The 18176-nt window shown below is 65.2% G+C and carries 18 protein-coding genes; 9 read left to right on the top strand and 9 right to left on the bottom strand.

What is annotated here, in order from left to right:
• Positions 1–5: 5 nt before the first annotated feature.
• From gyrB to dnaA, 5 genes are all read right to left on the bottom strand, one after another.
• Positions 6–2045, bottom strand: a complete 2040-nt coding sequence (gyrB, locus tag AB0O89_RS04770) for a DNA topoisomerase (ATP-hydrolyzing) subunit B (RefSeq protein ID WP_363494684.1) — start codon at positions 2043–2045, stop codon at positions 6–8.
• Positions 2046–2166: 121 nt separating this feature from the next.
• On the bottom strand, positions 2167–2658 hold the full coding sequence (locus AB0O89_RS04765; protein ID WP_363494952.1) for a DciA family protein: 492 nt from the start codon (positions 2656–2658) through the stop codon (positions 2167–2169).
• A gap of 2 nt (positions 2659–2660) precedes the next feature.
• Positions 2661–3857: a DNA replication/repair protein RecF gene (gene recF / locus AB0O89_RS04760; protein WP_363494682.1), complete on the bottom strand. Its 1197-nt coding sequence runs from the start codon at positions 3855–3857 to the stop codon at positions 2661–2663.
• A 46-nt stretch (positions 3858–3903) separates the two neighbouring features.
• On the bottom strand, positions 3904–5055 hold the full coding sequence (gene dnaN, locus AB0O89_RS04755) for a DNA polymerase III subunit beta (protein ID WP_341578272.1): 1152 nt from the start codon (positions 5053–5055) through the stop codon (positions 3904–3906).
• A gap of 451 nt (positions 5056–5506) precedes the next feature.
• Positions 5507–6871, bottom strand: a complete 1365-nt coding sequence (dnaA, locus tag AB0O89_RS04750) for a chromosomal replication initiator protein DnaA (protein ID WP_363494950.1) — start codon at positions 6869–6871, stop codon at positions 5507–5509.
• Between the two features lie 350 nt (positions 6872–7221).
• Here dnaA and rpmH point away from each other — a divergent pair, with 350 nt between their 5' ends.
• The 9 genes from rpmH to AB0O89_RS04705 all read left to right on the top strand — a co-directional run bounded on the left by rpmH (position 7222) and on the right by AB0O89_RS04705 (position 12811).
• Positions 7222–7359, top strand: a complete 138-nt coding sequence (rpmH, locus tag AB0O89_RS04745; protein WP_193597422.1) for a 50S ribosomal protein L34 — start codon at positions 7222–7224, stop codon at positions 7357–7359.
• Entirely contained in the window at positions 7307–7702 is a 396-nt protein-coding gene (gene rnpA, locus AB0O89_RS04740; RefSeq protein WP_363494679.1) for a ribonuclease P protein component, read from the top strand. The genes rpmH and rnpA overlap by 53 nt, the downstream gene beginning before the upstream one ends.
• Positions 7699–8049, top strand: a complete 351-nt coding sequence (gene yidD / locus AB0O89_RS04735; RefSeq protein WP_300595141.1) for a membrane protein insertion efficiency factor YidD — start codon at positions 7699–7701, stop codon at positions 8047–8049. The genes rnpA and yidD overlap by 4 nt, the downstream gene beginning before the upstream one ends.
• 6 nt (positions 8050–8055) lie before the next feature.
• Positions 8056–9213 (top strand): membrane protein insertase YidC, encoded by a 1158-nt coding sequence (yidC, locus tag AB0O89_RS04730; RefSeq protein ID WP_363494948.1) that lies wholly within the window; start codon positions 8056–8058, stop codon positions 9211–9213.
• A gap of 16 nt (positions 9214–9229) precedes the next feature.
• Positions 9230–9742, top strand: coding sequence for a R3H domain-containing nucleic acid-binding protein (locus tag AB0O89_RS04725; protein ID WP_300595139.1), 513 nt, complete (start codon positions 9230–9232; stop codon positions 9740–9742).
• A gap of 24 nt (positions 9743–9766) precedes the next feature.
• Positions 9767–10393: a 16S rRNA (guanine(527)-N(7))-methyltransferase RsmG gene (gene rsmG, locus AB0O89_RS04720; RefSeq protein ID WP_363494676.1), complete on the top strand. Its 627-nt coding sequence runs from the start codon at positions 9767–9769 to the stop codon at positions 10391–10393.
• A gap of 130 nt (positions 10394–10523) precedes the next feature.
• Positions 10524–11495, top strand: a complete 972-nt coding sequence (locus AB0O89_RS04715; protein ID WP_363494674.1) for an AAA family ATPase — start codon at positions 10524–10526, stop codon at positions 11493–11495.
• On the top strand, positions 11495–12424 hold the full coding sequence (locus AB0O89_RS04710; protein WP_300593594.1) for a ParB/RepB/Spo0J family partition protein: 930 nt from the start codon (positions 11495–11497) through the stop codon (positions 12422–12424). Before AB0O89_RS04715 ends, AB0O89_RS04710 begins: the two co-directional genes overlap by 1 nt.
• Positions 12425–12472: 48 nt before the next feature.
• Positions 12473–12811 carry a tryptophan synthase subunit alpha gene (locus AB0O89_RS04705; RefSeq protein WP_300593591.1) on the top strand — a complete coding sequence of 113 codons (339 nt, stop codon included), beginning with the start codon at positions 12473–12475 and terminating at the stop codon, positions 12809–12811.
• 85 nt (positions 12812–12896) lie between these two features.
• Here the strand turns inward: AB0O89_RS04705 and trxA are convergent, their stop codons facing one another.
• The 4 genes from trxA to AB0O89_RS04685 all read right to left on the bottom strand — a co-directional run bounded on the left by trxA (position 12897) and on the right by AB0O89_RS04685 (position 18153).
• Positions 12897–13220 carry a thioredoxin gene (gene trxA / locus AB0O89_RS04700; protein WP_363494671.1) on the bottom strand — a complete coding sequence of 108 codons (324 nt, stop codon included), beginning with the start codon at positions 13218–13220 and terminating at the stop codon, positions 12897–12899.
• Positions 13221–13296: 76 nt separating this feature from the next.
• Entirely contained in the window at positions 13297–14280 is a 984-nt protein-coding gene (trxB, locus tag AB0O89_RS04695) for a thioredoxin-disulfide reductase (RefSeq protein WP_300593587.1), read from the bottom strand.
• A gap of 106 nt (positions 14281–14386) precedes the next feature.
• A complete protein-coding gene (gene murJ / locus AB0O89_RS04690) occupies positions 14387–15985 on the bottom strand; it encodes a murein biosynthesis integral membrane protein MurJ (protein ID WP_363494669.1) in 1599 nt (532 codons plus the stop codon).
• Positions 15982–18153: a DUF6049 family protein gene (locus AB0O89_RS04685; protein WP_363494667.1), complete on the bottom strand. Its 2172-nt coding sequence runs from the start codon at positions 18151–18153 to the stop codon at positions 15982–15984. The genes murJ and AB0O89_RS04685 overlap by 4 nt, the downstream gene beginning before the upstream one ends.
• Positions 18154–18176: the final 23 nt, after the last annotated feature.

The following is an 18176-nucleotide window of genomic DNA, read 5'->3' as shown; positions in this document are numbered from 1 at the left end:
CGTACTCAGATGTCCAGGAAGCGGACGTCTTTCGCGTTGCGCTGAATGAACCCGCGGCGCGACTCCACGTCCTCGCCCATGAGAATCGAGAAGATCTCATCGGCGGCCGCAGCGTCATCGATCGTGACCTGCCGGAGCGTTCGGGTCTCGGGATCCATCGTGGTCTCCCACAGTTCCTCGGCGTTCATCTCACCGAGGCCCTTGTAGCGCTGGATCGCGTTGTCCTTCGGGATGCGTTTGCCCGCCGCGGCTCCCTCGGTCAGAAGCGCGTCACGCTCGCGGTCCGAGTACACGTACTCGTGGGGAGAGTTGGTCCACTTGATCCGGTACAGCGGGGGCTGCGCGAGGTAGACGTAGCCAGCTTCGATGAGACCTCGCATGTAGCGGAACAGCAGGGTCAGCAGCAGCGTCGTGATGTGCTGGCCGTCGACGTCGGCATCCGTCATCAGCACGATCTTGTGGTACCGAGCCTTCGCAATGTCGAAGTCCTCACCGATGCCCGTCCCGAAGGCCGAGATCATCGCCTGGACTTCCTTGTTACCCAGGGCTCGGTCAAGACGCGCGCGTTCGACGTTCAGGATCTTTCCGCGAAGGGCGAGGATCGCCTGCGTGTGTGGATCGCGACCACCGACAGCCGAACCACCGGCCGAGTCCCCCTCCACGAGGAAGATCTCGCTGATCGACGGATCCTTCGAGACGCAGTCCTTGAGCTTGTCGGGCATCGCCGCCGACTCGAAGACGCTCTTGCGGCGGGCGGTCTCCCGAGCCTTACGCGCTGCAAGTCGTGCGGTCGCAGCATCGATGGCTTTGCGGATGACGTTCTTGGCCTGCGCGGGATTGCGATCGAGCCAATCCGTCAACTGGTCGCCGACCACCTTCTGCACGAAAGCCTTTGCCTCGGTGTTTCCGAGCTTCGTCTTGGTCTGGCCCTCGAACTGCGGCTCAGAAAGCTTCACCGAGATGACGGCGGTGAGTCCTTCGCGGATGTCTTCACCCGTGAGGTTGTCGTCTTTCTCCTTGAGCATGCCCTGGGCACGGGCATACCTGTTCACCAGGGTCGTCAACGCCGCGCGGAATCCCTCTTCATGAGTTCCGCCCTCATGGGTGTTGATCGTGTTCGCGAAGGTGAACACATTCTCGGTGTAGCTCGTGGTCCACTGCATCGCCAGCTCGAGCGAAATGTGGCGCTCGGTGTCTTCGGACTCGACCTCGATGATCTCGTCATTGACGACCTCGGTCTTGCGCACCTTGTTGAGGTACTCGACATAGTCGACGAGCCCGCGCTCGTAAAGGAAGTCGTCGTGGGGCTGGGTAGCAGCCGTGCCGCTGGACTGGTCGTCGACGACGTAGGCGGACTCAGGACGCTCGTCTCGAAGCGTGATGCGCAGCCCCTTGTTGAGAAACGCCATCTGCTGGAAACGGGTGCGCAGGGTGTCGTAGTCGAAGTGGACGGTGTCGAAGATCCCGGCATCCGGCCAGAACGTGATGGTCGTTCCGGTCTCGTCGCTCGGCTCACCCTTCTCGAGCGGCGCGAGCGGAGTTCCACCGTCACGGAACGACTGACGCCAGACGAATCCCTGGCGCTTGACCTCGACCTCGAGGCGGGTCGAGAGGGCGTTGACGACAGAGGAGCCGACCCCGTGCAGACCACCGGAGACCGCGTATCCGCCGCCGCCGAACTTTCCGCCGGCGTGGAGTACCGTCAGCACGACCTCGACGGTGGACTTTCCCTCGGTGCGGTGCATGTCGACGGGGATTCCGCGGCCGTTGTCGACAACGCGCACGGCACCGTCTTCGAGGATCGTGACCGTGATCGTGTCGCAGTAGCCGGCGAGGGCTTCGTCGACCGAGTTGTCGACGATCTCGTACACGAGATGGTGAAGGCCGCGCTCACCGGTCGAACCGATGTACATGCCGGGCCGCTTGCGCACCGCCTCCAGTCCCTCGAGGACCTGGATCGCGTCAGCTCCATACTCGTTCTGGACCTTGCCGGCGTTTGCGAGCTGCGGATCTTCGGGAACGCTTTCCGGGACTTCTGAGGGCATGGTGAGAGGCGCTCCACATCGACGATAGGACTGTCGGTCAGTCTATCAAGTCCAGGCTCCGTTTGAGCGCTCTACGGGCCTGTGGCGCGATGAAAATCGTCGCGACGTCCCGGGAGGTGGTTCAGCCGTAGGTATCGCGTGGACCGCGGCCTGGAACGGCTCTCGGCCCCCATTTCCAGGAGGGGACGTCCGGCCCGATGAAGCGGACGCTCTCGACCCCAGCATCCGGGAAGCGACGAATGATCTCGGTGAGGATCTGTGAGCGCATGTTCTGCAGCTGCCGGGCCCACGCTGTCGAATCGGCCTGGACGGTGAGGATGCCGTCGACAAAGCCGACCGGACGGGTGTGGCGCGCTGTTTCGGCCCCCGCTACCTCGTTCCAGGTGAGAACCACATCCTCCCGAGCAAGCTGTGCGTCCCACCCGGCTTCCCGGGTGAGAGCGGTGAGAACATCGCCGACACCCTTCGGATCCCGGCCCGGAGTGAACGGCTCGTTCTCGTCATCCGTTCGACGCCGGCGTCGCCGCGCGACGCGGGCAGTGGGGGCGAGCCCTCGCAGGCGCAGGTACGTGGCGACGGTTTCGGGTATCGAGGATGACTGCTGCGCATCCATGCTCACGACGCACCTCCCTCAACCGGACCGTCTGCCCCGGTGCCGGGTGAGGTTCCGGAACCACTCAAGGTGCCCGCCTCGACACGGACAGTGCCGACGCGAAGCTCAGCAGGAACATCCTGCTCAACCGCGGCAGTCACGATGACTTGTTCGAACTGGCCCACGATGTCGGCGAGGCGCACCCGACGACCCGCGTCGAGTTCGGCGAAGACATCATCGAGGATGACGATCGGGTCACCGAGCTGCGACTCAGCTCGGAGCAGGTGAGCCGACGCAATGCGCAGGGCGAGGGCCAGCGACCACGATTCGCCGTGCGAGGCGTAGCCGCGTGCGGGCAGACCTCGAAGAGAAAGCAACAGATCGTCCCGGTGCGGACCCACAAGGTTGACCCCGCGCTCCAGCTCCGACGCGCGCTTCTCGCGCAGTGCGGCGCGGAATCTCTCGAACAGGTCACCGGTTTCGGTGACACGAGCCGGTCCCTCATCGTCATCGGGATCGGCACCATCCACAGACAGCACCCACCGCGCGTCCGGCGTGTGATCCGCGCCGGCTATCGATGCGTAGGCATCAGCGATGGGTCCCGCGAGGTCCCGCACGAGCGCCTCGCGCGCGCGCATGATCTCGACCCCGAGAGCGACGAGTTTGTCATCCCACACATCCAGGGTCGGCAAGGCCTCAGCGTCTAGGCGCCGGGCCCGTGCCGATTTCAGTAGCGCACCCCGTTGCTTGAGAACGCGATCGTAGTCGGCGAGCGTCGCCGACAGTCGCGGGTATCTCTGCACGAGAAGCTGGTCAGCGAATCGGCGCCGCGCGCCCGGATCACCGCGAACGATCTGCAGGTCCTCCGGCGCGAACAACACGACATGTGCGTAGCGACCAAGTTCGCCGGTGCGGATGCCGGTTCCATTCACCTGCGCACGGTTCGATCCCTGCCGATTGATCTGCACATCGACGTTCAACCGACGTTCACCGTGGGCAAGGGTTGCCCGAACGATCGCGAACTCCGAACCATCGCGCACCAGCGGAGCATCCGATGACACCCTGTGGGAGCCGGCGGTCGCGAGGTACGCGACAGCTTCCGCAAGGTTCGTCTTGCCCTGACCATTGCTTCCGACCAGCACCGTCGGTCCGGTGGAGAGCTCGAGCTCGGCGCGAGCGTAGTTGCGGAAGTCGGTGAGACTCAGCCGCTCGACGATCATCGGTACAGGCTATCCGCCACGAGGGACGCGCAACCCGCGTCGGGGATCAGCGCAGCAGCAGGTTGGGCTGCAGCAGGTACTTGAAGGAGTCCTCGCCCGAGCGGTCGACCGAGGTCTGCGCGGTGATGAGTACCGGACTGAGCTTGTTGGCGTTGTCGCTGGAGGTGAAGGTCACCCGTGCGAACTCGCTGCGAACCGCACCGAGCGCCTCGAGCAGGTACTGGGGGTTGAGGCCCAGCGTGACATCGTCACCGCTCAGCGTCGCATCGACAGACTCGGTAGCCCGCGCCTGTTCCGTGCCGGCGGCATCCATTGACACGCCCTCTGCAGTGAACGTGAACCGCAGCGGTGCCGACCGGTCCAGGACTAGCGATACCCGCCGGACCGCTTCGGCGAACTCCGAGGTGCTCACGACGGCGTGATGTTCGGTCTGCTCCGGGAAGAGCCTGCGCACCGGCGGAAAGTTGCCCTTGATCAGCAGCGACGTGACGGTCTTGTTGCCCGCGGTGAACGCGATGATCTCGCGGTCGCCACTGCCGGAAAATGCGATGGAGATCTGCCCCGAGTGTGCGAACGTCTTGCCGACCTCGGTGAGAGTGCGCGCGGGAACGAGTGCCGTCGCGCCCTCTTCGGATGCTCCTCCAGCGGGATCCCACGGGATCTCGCGCAGCGCGACACGATAACGGTCGGTGGCAACGAGGCTCAGGCGGGTCCCCGAAACTTCGAGCTGAACGCCGGTGAGCACCGGAGTGACATCGTCGCGAGAAGCGGCAAACGCGACCTGCGCGATCGCGGTGGCGAAATCCTCGGCCGGGACGAGTCCCGATTCGCCGGTGACCTCGGGGATTGCGGGGTACTCGGCAACCGGCATGGATGCCAGGGTGAAGGTCGCCGACCCACAGGTGAGCAGGATGCCGCCGTCATCGTCGACGCGCACAGTGACCGGGGCGTTGGGCAACCGGTTCGCGATCTCGGACAGCAGTCGTCCGTGGACGAGGATCGTGCCCGGGTCATCGACAGTCGCCTCGATGAGGGTTCGCGCCGACGCCTCGTAGTCGAAGGCCGAGAGCGAGAGGCCGTCTGCGCTGGCCTCGATCAGGATGCCCGCAAGGATCGGCTGCGGGTTGCGTTGTGGCAGGAGCTTGACGACGAACGACACAGCCTCGCTGAACACATCGCGGTTGACTTCGAACCTCACGTGCGCTCCCTCGATCCGGTTGGGCTCTCCCATGCTAGTGCCCACATGTCTTGTGACCTCAAGAGATCCGCTGGGCTCACGCTGACCCCCGAGCCGCACTTAAGGTCATCGAACCGGATTCATTTCAAGAAGTTCTTTGTCATGGTGTTAACGCCTGTGGAAACTGGGGATGAATCTCCCGATCCCTTGTGCCGAGCCGAAACCACATTCGTGTCATTTGTGGAGGGGCTGCGGATGAGTTGCGTGAAGCGGTGTGCTGGAGCTCACCGCTGACGCCCGTGTTCCACAACCGAGGGTCGTTTCACTCACAGCTGAGAGCGCTGCTTCCACACTTATCCACAAGTTATCCACACTGTGGGGAACGCGTATTTTTGTGCCCGCGATAGCGCTGTGTCAAGTGAGAATCCATGAGGCTCCTATGAGCCCCAGATTGCGCGTGTGAGAAGACGCCTCAGCGTCCGTTTCGACCGAGCTGAGCGGTGATCTCGGAGACCTGGTTGTAGATCGAGCGCCGCTCCTTCATGAGGTCGCTGATCTTCTTGTACGCGTACATGACCGTCGTGTGGTCGCGGTTTCCGAAGAGTTGACCGATCTTGGGGAGCGAAAGACTCGTGCGTTCGCGGCACAGATACATGGCGATCTGTCGAGCGGTGGCGACTGCCTGCGAGCGGCTCGATCCGTACAGGTCATCGACCGAGAGCTTGAAGTAGGTGGCGGTGGCCGCGATGATGTCGGTCGGCGAGACGACGTTGGCGTCATCTTGATCGATGATGTCGCGCAGCACGGTTTGGGCAAGCGAAATATCCAGGCTCGAGCGATTCAAGCTGGCAAAGGCCGACACCCGGATGAGCGCGCCCTCGAGTTCACGGATGTTCGACGAGACCGCGGTGGCGATGTACTCGAGCACGTCGTCGGGAATGTGGAGCCGCTCGCTCTGCGCCTTCTTGCGCAGGATCGCGATGCGGGTTTCGAGGTCTGGTGCTTGAACGTCTGTGATGAGCCCCCACTCGAACCGGCTCCGTATCCGATCTTCGAATCCGGTCAGGTGCTTGGGTGGCACGTCGCTGGTGATCACCACTTGCTTGTCGTGATCGTGGAGCTGATTGAAGGTGTGGAAGAAGGCTTCCTGGGTCTCTGCGCGGCCCTGCAGGAACTGGATGTCATCGATGAGCAGGATGTCGACATCCCGGTACCGAGCCTGGAAGGCGGCGCCGCGGTTGTTGGCGATCGAGTTGATGAAGTCGTTCGTGAACTCTTCGCTCGAGACGTACCGAACTTTGATGCCGGCATAGAGGCTGATCGCGTAGTCGCCGATTGCGTGCAGGAGGTGGGTCTTGCCGAGGCCTGAGTCGCCATAGATGAACAGCGGGTTGTACGCCTTCGCGGGAGCTTCCGCGACGGCGACTGCCGCTGCGTGAGCGAACCGGTTGGACTGCCCGATGACGAAGTTGTCGAAGGTGTACTTCGGGTTCAAGCGCGTGTCGGTGCGTGAGGAGGTACTCGTCGATTCGACGGGCTCCTCGGCAGCGCGGTGCACGGATGCCGAGGGCGGTGCCGCCAACGGCATGACCGCCGTCAGGTGAGACTCGGCAAGGTCCGGATTTACGACGACACGGAAGGCCGACACGCTCTCGCCACTGCCATCTTCGGCGTGTGCGAGCGCCTCGAGGATCGGCGCGCGCATCCTCTTGTTGATCTGCGCGGCGGTCAGTTCGTTCGGAACATCCAGGTAGAGGGTGCCCCCCATGACGCCCTGAGCTACCGCGAGATTGAGGAACCCCTCCAGCTGCGGGGTGATCCGATCGTCTCCACGCATGATCTCTAGCGCGGCGGTCCAGACCGGAACATCCGGAATCTCCTGGGTCGACATGGCCCCCCTCAGGCTTCAGCGGCATCGGTGCGGCGAGCCCGTCCCCGGCTGTGGATAACTTTCGGAGCAACGGTAGTCAGCGGCATCCGTCAGCGCAAAATCAACTGTAGACGCCATGCGCGTGTCGTCTCCAGATGGTGGATGACGCTGGGGATAATGTCCCTTCGCCTCCACTCGGTTTGAGTTCGAGCGCTGCGCGACGTACCCTTAGTCGGTTGACTTGTGCCCTCGCGGCAGTCCCCGATTCATCGTCCCGGTGTGAGCATCCCGGCGACACCTCATCCGGAAGTGATCTCATGAGCAAGCGTACGTTCCAGCCCAACAACCGCCGCCGCGCCAAGAAGCACGGCTTCCGCGCCCGCATGCGCACCCGCGCCGGCCGTGCCATCCTCTCGGCTCGCCGCGCCAAGGGTCGCAGCGAACTTTCGGCCTGACCTCACAGTGCTTGCGCGCGCCCACCGGATCACCCGGGGCGCGGACTATCGTTCCGTCGTCCGCCGGGGTCGCAGGTGTGTGGGCGCGCATCTCATGAGCTACACGGCGGTTTCGGTGGATGCCACTCCGTCGCGGTTCGGGTTCATCGTCAGTAAGCAGGTGGGTTCTGCTGTCACCCGCAATACGGTGCGCCGCCGGCTGAAGGCGATCAGCGCGGGTCTCGTGGACGAGATTCGCCCCGGCTCGCAGGTCGTCATCCGTGCCTTGCCCGCCGCAGCCGACGCACCGTACGAGGTCCTCGCGGGCGAGGTCAGGCGTTGCCTCACGGGAGAGCACCGATGAGTGAGTTGCCCTCGTACGCGCTCGGCCATGCTCACCTCGACGCTGTCGACGCGGCGCGTGCGCTCCCGCTTGTTCCTCGTAACGCTGTGCTCGCGGTGCTCCACGGGTATCGCGCGACGATCTCCCACCTTTACGGCGACGTGTGCCGGTACTATCCCTCGTGCTCGGCCTATGCCGTGGGTGCAGTACAACAGCACGGCGCTCTCAAAGGATCGGCGCTTGCTGCGGCACGGCTGAGCCGATGCCACCCGTGGGCCGAGGGTGGCGTCGATGACGTTCCGCCCCACGAGCACTTCCGATTCGATCTCACCCGGCACGGGTTCGTCGTGCCACGCAGAAAGGACTGATCCTTGCTGGATCTCCTCGCCAGTGCGACACCCTCCCCGTCCCCCACCGCGGCGGCTGGAGGCGGCTTCGACCTGTTCGCGATCATTCTGTGGCCGCTGAAGTGGGTCGTCGAACTCATCCTCGTCGCGTGGCATTGGCTCTTCACCGCGATCGGACTGCCACCGGCCGACGGCATCACCTGGGTACTCGCGATCGTCGGACTCGTCGTGGTCGTGCGCGCCGCGCTCATCCCGCTGTTCGTCAAGCAGATCAAGTCGCAGCGCAAGATGATGGAGATCGCTCCGGAGCTGCGGAAGATCCAGGACAAATACCGCGGCAAGAAGGACCAGCTCTCGCGAGAGGCCATGAGTCGCGAGACGATGGCGCTCTACAAGAAGCACGGGACGAGCCCCGTCTCCGGTTGCCTTCCACTGCTGGTGCAGATGCCGGTCTTCTTCTCGCTGTATTCGGTGCTGAGCAGCGTGAAGGTCAACGCGGAGCTGGGTCTCGGTGGCGTCGGAGCCCTCAGCCCCGAACTTACGAAGCAGTTCTATGACGCTTCCCTCTTCGGCGTCGCATCGCTCCACGAGACCCTCATCGATGCCTGGAACACGGGTAACACCCCGGCGGTCATGATCCTCGTGGTGCTCGTGGTTCTGATGATCGCGTCGCAGTTCTTCACCCAGCTGCAGATCATTTCGAAGAACCTCTCCCCCGAGGCAAAGACCGGCCAGGCCTACCAGATGCAGCGCATCATGCTGTGGGTACTTCCGTTCGCGTTCGTCTTCTCGGGCGTCTTCTTCCCGCTGGGTGTCGTTCTGTACTGGTTCACGAGCAACATCTGGACGATGGTTCAGCAGTTCATCGTCATCCGCGAGATGCCGACCCCCGGCTCTGAGGCGGCGAAGCAGCGCGAGGAGCGACTGGCCCGCAAGGGGAAGGCCATCGACTCCAGCGGCAAGGTCGTTCCGATGGACAAGTACCTGGCCGAACAGCAGCGACTGCTGGAAGAGGCCGAGAAGGCTAAGGCTCAAGCTCCGAAGCGTGAGCAGCCGATGAGCAAGCAGCGCGCGAAGAAGCAGGGCCAGCGGCCGACGGGTGGGACCAGTTCCCGGCCGCAGAACCAGCGTCCCCCAGGCAGTGCGGCGGAGGGCTCATCACCCACCCCGGAACCGAACAACTAGGAATATGAGGGTGGAGATGACAACGACCCCCGACACCGCTTCGTCTCGCGCGGAGGCGACCATCGAGGAGCTGGAGCAGGAAGGCGACGTCGCCGCTGATTTCCTAGAAGGCCTTCTCGATATCGCGGATATCGACGGCGACCTCGCATTGGACGTCCGCAACGGTCGTGCCTACGTGTCGATCGAACGGGACGGTGGAGAAGGAGCCGCGGGCCTCGGCGCTCTCTCCGACCCGATGACCGTGCAGGCGCTGCAGGAACTCACCCGCATCGCGGTCCAGAATCAGACGGGCCGTTTCTCCCGCTTGATCCTGGACATCGGTGGGTCGCGCGACACCCGGCAGCGAGAGCTCGACACTCTCGTCGATCGCGCCGTAGCTCGGTTGGACGAAGGAGCATCGCAGGCCTCACTCCCGCCGATGTCCAGCTACGAGCGCAAGCTCATCCACGACCTCGTTGCTGAGCGTGGCCTGGTTTCGGAGTCGTACGGCGAGGGCGCCGATCGGCACACCGTCATCCGTCGCGCGTAAGTGCATGTTTCACGTGAAACATCGATGAGCACTCTTGAGGCAGAGCCTCTGGCAGCCGCGGGTCTCTTCGGCGATCGCATCGGTCTCGCCCGTCTATTCACCGCAGCGCTGGCCGATCAGGGCGAGACCCGTGGGCTCATTGGACCCCTCGAGCTGCCGCGGCTGTGGACGCGACACATCCTGAACAGTGCGATCGCTGCCCCGCTGTTCCAGGGGCACGTCGCCGACATCGGTTCGGGCGCAGGACTTCCCGGGATCGTGCTGGCGATCGCGAGGCCTGATGTCAGGTGGACACTCGTGGAACCGATGGAGCGGCGTGTTGCCTGGTTGACGGAGCAGGCTCATGCGCTGGGGCTCGACAACGTCGCGGTCGTTCGAGCACGCGCCGAAGAGTGGGCTCCCGCGGAGCCCGTGGACGTCGTTACGGCGCGTGCTGTGAGCGCGCTTCGCACACTGATCCCGATGACAGCTCCACTCGTGCGTCCTGGGGGCAAGCTCATCCTGTTCAAAGGACGTGGCGCCGAGGCGGAGATTGACGCCGCGCAAAAGCAGATCCGCCGATTCGGGCTTACCGACGTCGGGGTGCTGACCCTTGGTGAAGGCGTTCTCGATGAGACGACTCGCGTCGTGCACGCCACGGTGGGTGACTGAGTGTGCGAAGCAATGACGACTGTGAAGCGGATGTTTCACGTGAAACGGTGAGCCGCCACGACCGACCCGGGGTCGATTCGGTACCCGCACATAGAGTAGAGAAGCCCTTGACCCGATCGGAGCGTTTCACGTGAAACACGACGAGGATCCCGCGACGGACTCGTTCTACGACACCCCCTTGGCGCGCGAACTCGCAGACCTCACGGCACGCCGCCGAGCCCTTGACGCTATCCCGCTGGAGTACTCGGGTCGGCGACGGATCTTCACGGTGTCGAATCAGAAGGGTGGGGTCGGCAAGACCACGTCGACCGTCAACCTCGCAGCTGCATTCGCGCACATGGGTGCCACGGTGCTGGTCGTCGACCTCGACCCGCAGGGCAACGCGTCCACTGCGCTCAGCATCCCGCACAATGCGGAGACACCGAGCGTCTACGACGTTCTCGTCGAGGAGCGACCACTGTCAGAGGTCGTCCAGCAGAGCCCTGAGTCCCCCAGGCTCTTCTGTGCTCCGAGCACGATTCACCTCGCGGGAGCTGAGATCGAACTCGTTTCTCTCGTGGCTCGCGAGCGGCGGTTGCGGACAGCACTGGAGAAGTATCTGTCCACGACGGGCGCGGACATCGACATCGTGCTGATCGACTGCCCACCCTCCCTCGGCCTGCTCACCATCAACGCGTTCACCGCCGCCGACGAGGTCCTCATTCCTATCCAGTGCGAGTACTACGCGCTCGAGGGGCTCAGCCAGCTGATGGGAACGGTATCCATGATCCAGAAGCACCTGAACCCCACGCTGGAGCTCTCGACGATTCTCCTCACGATGTACGACGGCCGCACCCGTCTCTCGCAGCAGGTGGCTGATGAGGTTCGTGCGCACTTCGCTGATCAGGTGCTCACCACGGTCATCCCGAGGTCGGTTCGCATCTCCGAGGCGCCGAGCTTCGGGCAGACTGTGATCGCCTACGATGGGCAGTCCGTCGGAGCGGTGGCGTATCGCGAGGCTGCCGTGGAAATCGTCCGGCGTGATCAGCACCCGGATGTCGCGACCGCGGAAGCCGCTGGGATATCTCCGCACGATCGTGGCACTGAAGAGAGGGACGCGTGATGGCCAAGAGAACAGGGCTTGGGCGGGGAATCGGCGCACTCATTCCCACCACCGATCAGGGCGAGAGCCGCCCCGTCGACGTGTTCTTCCCCGAGGCGGCGCCCGCCGAGGATCTCGTCACGGTGCCGGGAGCGCGGCTGATCCACGTCGATCCGAACACGATCGTGCCGAATCCTCGGCAGCCTCGCACCAACTTCGACCCGGACGAGCTCGCGGAACTCGTCCACAGCGTGCGCGAGTTCGGGGTGCTCCAGCCCGTCGTGGTCCGCGATCGTGGCGATGGCACCTATGAGCTCATCATGGGCGAGCGCCGCACCCGGGCCTCTCGGGAAGCGGGTCTCGACTCGATCCCGGCAATCGTCCGCGATACGGCAGACGAGAACTTGCTGCGAGACGCTCTGCTCGAGAACCTGCACCGCTCGCAGCTCAATCCGCTCGAAGAGGCGTCGGCGTACCAGCAGCTGCTCGAGGACTTCGGCATCACGCAGGAGGAGCTTGCGGGCCGCATCGGGCGGTCTAGGCCCCAGATCAGCAACACGATCCGCCTGCTGAAGCTGCCGATCCCGGTGCAGCAGCGAGTCGCAGCTGGGGTCATCAGCGCCGGCCACGCCCGCGCGATTCTGTCGGTTGAGGGCGAAGCGGCCATGGCTCGGCTCGCCGACAAGATCGTGAACGAGGACCTTTCCGTGCGTGAGGCGGAAGCTGCAGCAAAGGGTGCAGCATCCGCCGGGCGCAAGCCGGCCAAGCCGCAGGCTGGTAGCCGTCGCGGTCACCTCGACGAGCTCGCCGAGCGGCTCGGTGATCGCCTAGACACTCGCGTGAAGATCACCCTCGCTGCCAAAAAAGGGCAGATCAGCATTGATTTCGCTAGCATTCAGGATCTCAATCGCATTCTCGCGGAGCTCGGTGTCGACGGCTTCGGGTCCTGATCATCCACAGCTGGGCAACCCGGGCTCACGGCGACGTACGCTGGAGTCATGACGCGCGAGAATTCGGCCCCGACTCGTCGGGCGAGTCTTGAGCTGTTGCGCGCCGAAGCGGCCGATGAACTGTCGGTTCTGGTCGAGGAAAGGCTGCGAGCGGGCGAGGATCCGTGGGAGTTCATGGAGGATCTCCCCACGGTGGATGAGCTCGTCGTGTTGATGCTTCGCGCCGAGAACATCCTCACGACCGGGTTGCCCTCCACCGGCATCCGGCATTACCGCGTGCTCCGGCAGATAGCGCTCGACTATCCGCCACTCACCCGAGCTGTGTGGCGGCTCCTCGGCTCCTCGCGCCACCGCACCTGGGACGCGCTGCTCCCCGACGTCCCCTGACTCGTACGTGTCAGCTGTCGCGCTGAGCGCAGAAAGACGGATGCCGCAGTTCCGAGGAACCGCGGCATCCGTGTGGTGGCGAAGATCAGCCGATGAAATCGGCCAGATCCTGCTCGAGGGCGTACTTCGGCTTGGCGCCGATGATGGTCGTCTTGACCTCGCCGCCCTGGAAAACCTTCATCGCCGGGATCGAGGTGATCTGATACTTCATCGCGAGATCGGGGTTCTCGTCGACGTTGAGCTTGAGAATGGTGATCTTGTCGGGGTGCTCGGCCTGGATCTCATCCAGCACCGGGGCGACCATGCGACACGGGCCGCACCACGCCGCCCAGAAGTCGACAAGAACGGGGCCATCGGCCTGCAGGACATCCTGGTCCCACGTCGCCGAGGTGGTTGCAGCGGCAGTCATGTGTTCTCCTTCGTCAAATCTCTCGGTTGTGAAAACGCGTCAGTGGGCTCGATTGTTCCTGGGCATACCCCGGCGCTCAGGCCAGAGCCTCGCTGGGGACGTCGACAGGCTCGTCAGGCAGCGGGTCGGTGGCGTCCTCGAGCAGGGCGGCGAGGTAGTGCTCAACGTCCAGGGCAGCAACCGCGCCCGATCCGGCGGCGGTGACTGCCTGCCGGTAGGTCGGGTCGATCACGTCACCGGCGGCGAAGACGCCGGGAAGTGACGTGCGCGAGGAGCGGCCTTCGAGCTGGATCGTGCCATCCTCGGTGAGGTCGAGCACGCCATGCACGAGGTGCGTGCGCGGGTCGTGGCCGATCGCGACGAAGATCCCGTCGAGCGCGAGCTCGGAGGTCTCGCCGGTGGTGGTGTCGCGCAGCGTCGCACCCGTCACCTGGTCGCCACCACTGATGTCGATGATCTCGCTGTTCAGGATGAACTCGATCTTCTCGTTCGCGAACGCGCGATCCTGCATGATCTTCGATGCGCGCAGCTCATCGCGGCGGTGAATGATGTACACCTTTGAGGCGAATTTGGTGAGGAACGTCGCCTCCTCCATGGCGGAGTCGCCACCGCCGACCACCGCGATCACGCGCTCGCGGAAGAAGAACCCGTCGCAGGTCGCGCAGTACGAGACTCCGCGGCCCGAGAAGGTCTTCTCACCCTCGATGCCGAGCTTGCGAGGCGCGGAGCCTGTTGCGAAGATCACGGCGTGAGCTTCGTGCACCGCTCCCGACCCGAGGGTCACGGACTTGACCGGGCCGTCGAGTGACGCGGAAACGACGTCGTCGTAGACGATCTCAGAACCGAATTTTTCTGCCTGGACCTGCATTTTTGCCATGAGGTCTGGACCCATGATGCCTTCGGGGAAGCCGGGGAAGTTCTCGACCTCGGTGGTGTTCATGAGTTCACCGCCGGCTTCGACCGAGCTTGCGATGACGAGCGGCTGGTGCCCACCACGGGCCGCATAGATTGCTGCGGTGTATCCGGCAGGGCCGGACCCGATGATGATGACGTTGCGCATGAGCGACCCTTCGTTGCGGTTCCGGATGCTTCAACACATGCTATCCGCGCGGCATTCCCCGGGTCCGGTGGCCTGGAGTGTCGTTCACCGTTCGGAGGAGAGACGTTCACCGTCGAGAGATGATCCGCCGGATGGTCTGCCATGCCGCGGTGAGCTCGGGAACGCGCAGCAAAGCGAGGATGCCGATATAGACCGCCAGGGCGACGACGCCGATCAGAGCCGAGCCGAGTGCGCCGGTGAACTGATTCTGGAGCATCCAGCTGGTTTCAGCGCCGGACAGAAGGTACACACCCCAGCCGACCAGTCCGGCTGGCACGGCAGCCGCGGCAAAGAGCGCAAGGGACGGCATCCATCGTCTGATTCCGATGCGGGAGAGGCGGCGACGGAGGAACCAGGTGGCCAGGGCCAGCTGGACGCACACCGCGAGAGACTGACCGAGCGCGATCCCGGCGGTGACGAACGCTGTCGGCAGGTTCAGTGCGAGCACCGCCGTGATGATGACGATGCTCGCCTGCACGAGGGTGAAGAAGAACGGGGTTCGGGTGTCGTTGTAGGCGTAGAAGACGCGCCCGATGATGAACAGCACGGTCTGGGGGATGAGCCCGACGAGGAAAGCGAGCAGCACCCACGACGCATCCACTGCGTAGTCCGCTGTGGTGGTGAAGATTCGGGAGGCCGGTACTGCGGCGGCGGCGAGGACCGCGGTGGAGATCACCATGAACAGGCCGAGAAGACGGATGCTGCGCGCGATGTCGGCGCGGACCTCTTCGTCTCGGCCGGCGGCTGCGTGCTCGCTCAGCTGCGTGAAGTAGGGGGTACCGATCGACAGGACGAACACCGAGAAGGGCAGCATGTACAGCAGCCACGCGTTGGCGGCGACGGTGGCGGCCGGAGCGTCACCCGACACGACCGACATGATCTGGCTCTGCACGATCCCCGCGACCTGACCGACCACGACCATGAGGAAGGTCCAGCCTGCGAGGCGTCCGATGTTGCGAAGGCCCACGCCTCGCCACGCGAAGTCGGGGCGCAGGTGCAATCCGGCCCGCACCCAAAAGACCATGAGCACGGCCGCCTGCACGACGATGCCGAGGGTGGCGGTGCCTGCGAGCAGCGCGATCATCGTCGGTGTCCAGTCGGCGACCTCCGTGACCGGGCCTCCGAAGATCACGATGAAGACACCGAAGCCCGCGATCGAGATGACATTGTTGGCGATCGGCGCCCACGTGAACGGGCCGTAGACGCGCCGGGCATTGAGAATCTCGCCGAGGAGGGCGTAGAGCCCGTAGAACAGCAGCTGCGGGATGCACCAGTAGGCGAACGCGGTAGCGAGAGCCAACTGGTCGGGCGTGAACTGTGACGCGTACAGCTGCACGAGCAGGGGAGCTGCGATCGTGCCGATGGCAGTGGTCGCAACGAGCGCGACGGTGCCGAGAGTGAACAGCTTCGAGATGAACGCGCGACCGCCGTCGGCATGCGCGGCGGCCTGCACGATCTGTGGCACGACGACCGCTGTCAGCAGGCCCGTCGAGATGATCGCGTAGAGGTTGTTGGGCAGCTGGTTCGCGATTGTGAAGGCGTCGGCTGCGCGGCTGCCCACGGAGCCGACGGCTGCGACCAACACGACCGAGCGAAGAAACCCGGTGAGCCGCGACACGAGCGTACCGGCGGCGATGAGGGTGCTCGCACGCCCAATGGAACTCACGACTGCTCCTCCGCTGCGGTGCTGTCGGCATCCGTCGCAGCCTGAGCATCGTCTGTTTCGGGGCCCTCTGCTTCAGGGCGGCGACGGATGCGACGGACCGTTCGGACCGCGCCGATAGCGAGGAACGCAGCCGCTAGAACCGACAGGATGACCAGACCGATCGTCTCCCAGTCGGCGCGCACGTTGACTTCCAGTGACTGGTCGTCGCCGATCCGCACGCCCGTCGGGCTTGTCAGCGACAGATCCACTTCGACGGTTCCGCTGCCAACCCGCGCCTTCACCGGCAGCGAGGCCCGCGTGCTCTGCTGTGGTCCGATCTCGACCTCGATGTTCTCGGTGACCTCGAGCCGCAGATCGTCGCTGTGGGCGTGCAGGGTGACGGTGACGGGGTAGGGCAGGTCATTCTTGATGCCCACGGGGATCTCGGCGTCGGCGGCGACCAGCTGAATCGGGCTCGGCGGCAGGATCGCAACCGATGACAGGGTCGCCTCGGTGTCCGCGGCGTGGGCATCAAGTGCTTCCTCCCACGCGGCATCCTGCCCCGCCCAGCCGAGACTCAGGAGCTGCAGAATCTCAGCGCGTTCGACGCCGGTCAGCAGCAACGGGTCGGCGATGACACTCGCGAAAGACTCGATGCGCTGCTCGCCGGACAGCAGCGCCGGCACGGCCTCGACCCGGGCTGTCGCGAGAGGCTCGTCGGCGATGGAAACCTCGCTCGGTTCGCTGCCGATAAGGGCGCTGAGTCCGCGCGGCTGGGCACCCGGCAAGGTCCGAGCGCCGTCAATGGCCGCACGCAGGGCGACGGCAGTGCGGGTCGGGTCGCGCTGGAGCGCAACGACCGTCGTCGTTCCGGTCAGCGGGAGAGTCTCGAGGGCGGATGCCTCGGCGAGGGATGCCGCGCGGTCCAGGGCATCGGGGCTGGCGGCGGCCGCTGACAGTGCAGCGCTCACGTCGGCGTCGGCGACGAGTAGTCCGGCATCGCCTGCGCGGGCATGCGCCGCGGGCGAGGAGGTCGCGACGGCTGTCGTGTCGGTGAGCGTCAGCGCGCCACCGGTGCCGAGCGCCGCGACGACGTCGGCAGTCACCGCGTCGGGCCACCAGATGTCAGTCGTTGCGCCGACGTCCAGCAGCTCGTCGAGCGTGGGGAGCCCGGACTCGTCATCCGTGTCGGATTCGGACGGAGCCGTGGAGCCGGTGGGTGTCGGCTCGGGGTCGTTGCCCGAGAGGCCGGCGGGGTCGATGTACGCGGCCAGCGAGGTCGGCACCAGCGGCGGCACCACCCCGGCGGCGACCTGGGCGGAGGGGTCGGCGTCGCCGAACTGCAGTGCGAACCGATCGTTGGGCAGCGCCTCGAAACGTGCGAGCCAATCGCGTGCGGTCGCCGGGGCGGTAGTGCCGAGCACCCGGATCGCGGCAACGATGGCGGGGTCGATCGCGATGATGGCGTCAGTGCCCTGCACCCCGGTGAGTGCTGCCGTCAGTGCGCCGTCCTCAGCCGTCAGTGACGCTAGTGCCTCGGCGCTGAGCAGACCTCGTCCCGTCGGCGGGGCCGTGATCGGCACGATGACCGCGACATCCGCGGCGGCCCCGGTGGGGACGACGAACACTGACGCCGACTGCAGGGTCCGCCCCGCAACCGTGACGCTCGCGAGCACGGGGTACACGCCCGGGGCTCGGTCGGTGAGCACTGGGTCGTTTGCCAGGACGCGCACGATGGCGCTTGCTCGCTCGCCGGCCGCGGCAGGGTCGAGCGAGGCGGTGCCGACGATCGTCGGCGCGCGCTCGCTACGGGGGGAGGTGAGCCAGTTGCCGACCTCTGCCCGTGTGGACAGGGGTTCCGTGCCAATCGCGACCGTCGCCTCGCTGGCGGGCAGCGGCGCCGAACCTGCCGTGAGACCGAGAGAGATGGCCAGCGAGTCGCCGGGTGAGACGACACCGCCGCCGAGTGAAGCGGCCACGAGCTGCGGATCAACGGCTGTTGCGGTCGGGGCCGGCGTTGCTGCCGCAGCGGCTGGCGCGGCATCCGTCGTGAGCCCACCGGCTGCGAGAAGAACCCCGATCACGACCGTTGTCGACAGGCGCCGGACGAGTCGTCTCAGACCGGTGCGGCGGCGCGGCACAGGGTGGCCGGGGGGCACGGATGCGGGGAGCGGGGTGGGCGCGGTCATGTCGTGTCGCGGGACGACCGCTG

It is taken from the genome of Microbacterium sp. NPDC076895 (assembly GCF_040687115.1).
In the GTDB taxonomy this organism is placed as follows: Bacteria; Actinomycetota; Actinomycetes; order Actinomycetales; family Microbacteriaceae; genus Microbacterium.
The sequence above is the reverse complement of the archived record's forward strand: the minus strand, read 5'-3'. Positions and strand labels throughout refer to the sequence as shown.

Excerpts from the sequence above, each read along its gene's own strand:
- gyrB (WP_363494684.1), bottom strand. The coding sequence starts at position 2,045 with ATGCCCTCAGAAGTCCCGGAAAGCGTTCCCGAAGATCCGCAGCTCGCA.
- AB0O89_RS04765 (WP_363494952.1), bottom strand. The coding sequence starts at position 2,658 with ATGGATGCGCAGCAGTCATCCTCGATACCCGAAACCGTCGCCACGTAC.
- recF (WP_363494682.1), bottom strand. The coding sequence starts at position 3,857 with ATGATCGTCGAGCGGCTGAGTCTCACCGACTTCCGCAACTACGCTCGC.
- dnaA (WP_363494950.1), bottom strand. The coding sequence starts at position 6,871 with ATGCGTGGAGACGATCGGATCACCCCGCAGCTGGAGGGGTTCCTCAAT.
- rpmH (WP_193597422.1), top strand. The coding sequence starts at position 7,222 with ATGAGCAAGCGTACGTTCCAGCCCAACAACCGCCGCCGCGCCAAGAAG.
- yidD (WP_300595141.1), top strand. The coding sequence starts at position 7,699 with ATGAGTGAGTTGCCCTCGTACGCGCTCGGCCATGCTCACCTCGACGCT.
- AB0O89_RS04725 (WP_300595139.1), top strand. The coding sequence starts at position 9,230 with ATGACAACGACCCCCGACACCGCTTCGTCTCGCGCGGAGGCGACCATC.
- rsmG (WP_363494676.1), top strand. The coding sequence starts at position 9,767 with ATGAGCACTCTTGAGGCAGAGCCTCTGGCAGCCGCGGGTCTCTTCGGC.
- AB0O89_RS04710 (WP_300593594.1), top strand. The coding sequence starts at position 11,495 with ATGGCCAAGAGAACAGGGCTTGGGCGGGGAATCGGCGCACTCATTCCC.
- AB0O89_RS04705 (WP_300593591.1), top strand. The coding sequence starts at position 12,473 with ATGACGCGCGAGAATTCGGCCCCGACTCGTCGGGCGAGTCTTGAGCTG.
- trxA (WP_363494671.1), bottom strand. The coding sequence starts at position 13,220 with ATGACTGCCGCTGCAACCACCTCGGCGACGTGGGACCAGGATGTCCTG.
- trxB (WP_300593587.1), bottom strand. The coding sequence starts at position 14,280 with ATGCGCAACGTCATCATCATCGGGTCCGGCCCTGCCGGATACACCGCA.
- AB0O89_RS04685 (WP_363494667.1), bottom strand. The coding sequence starts at position 18,153 with ATGACCGCGCCCACCCCGCTCCCCGCATCCGTGCCCCCCGGCCACCCT.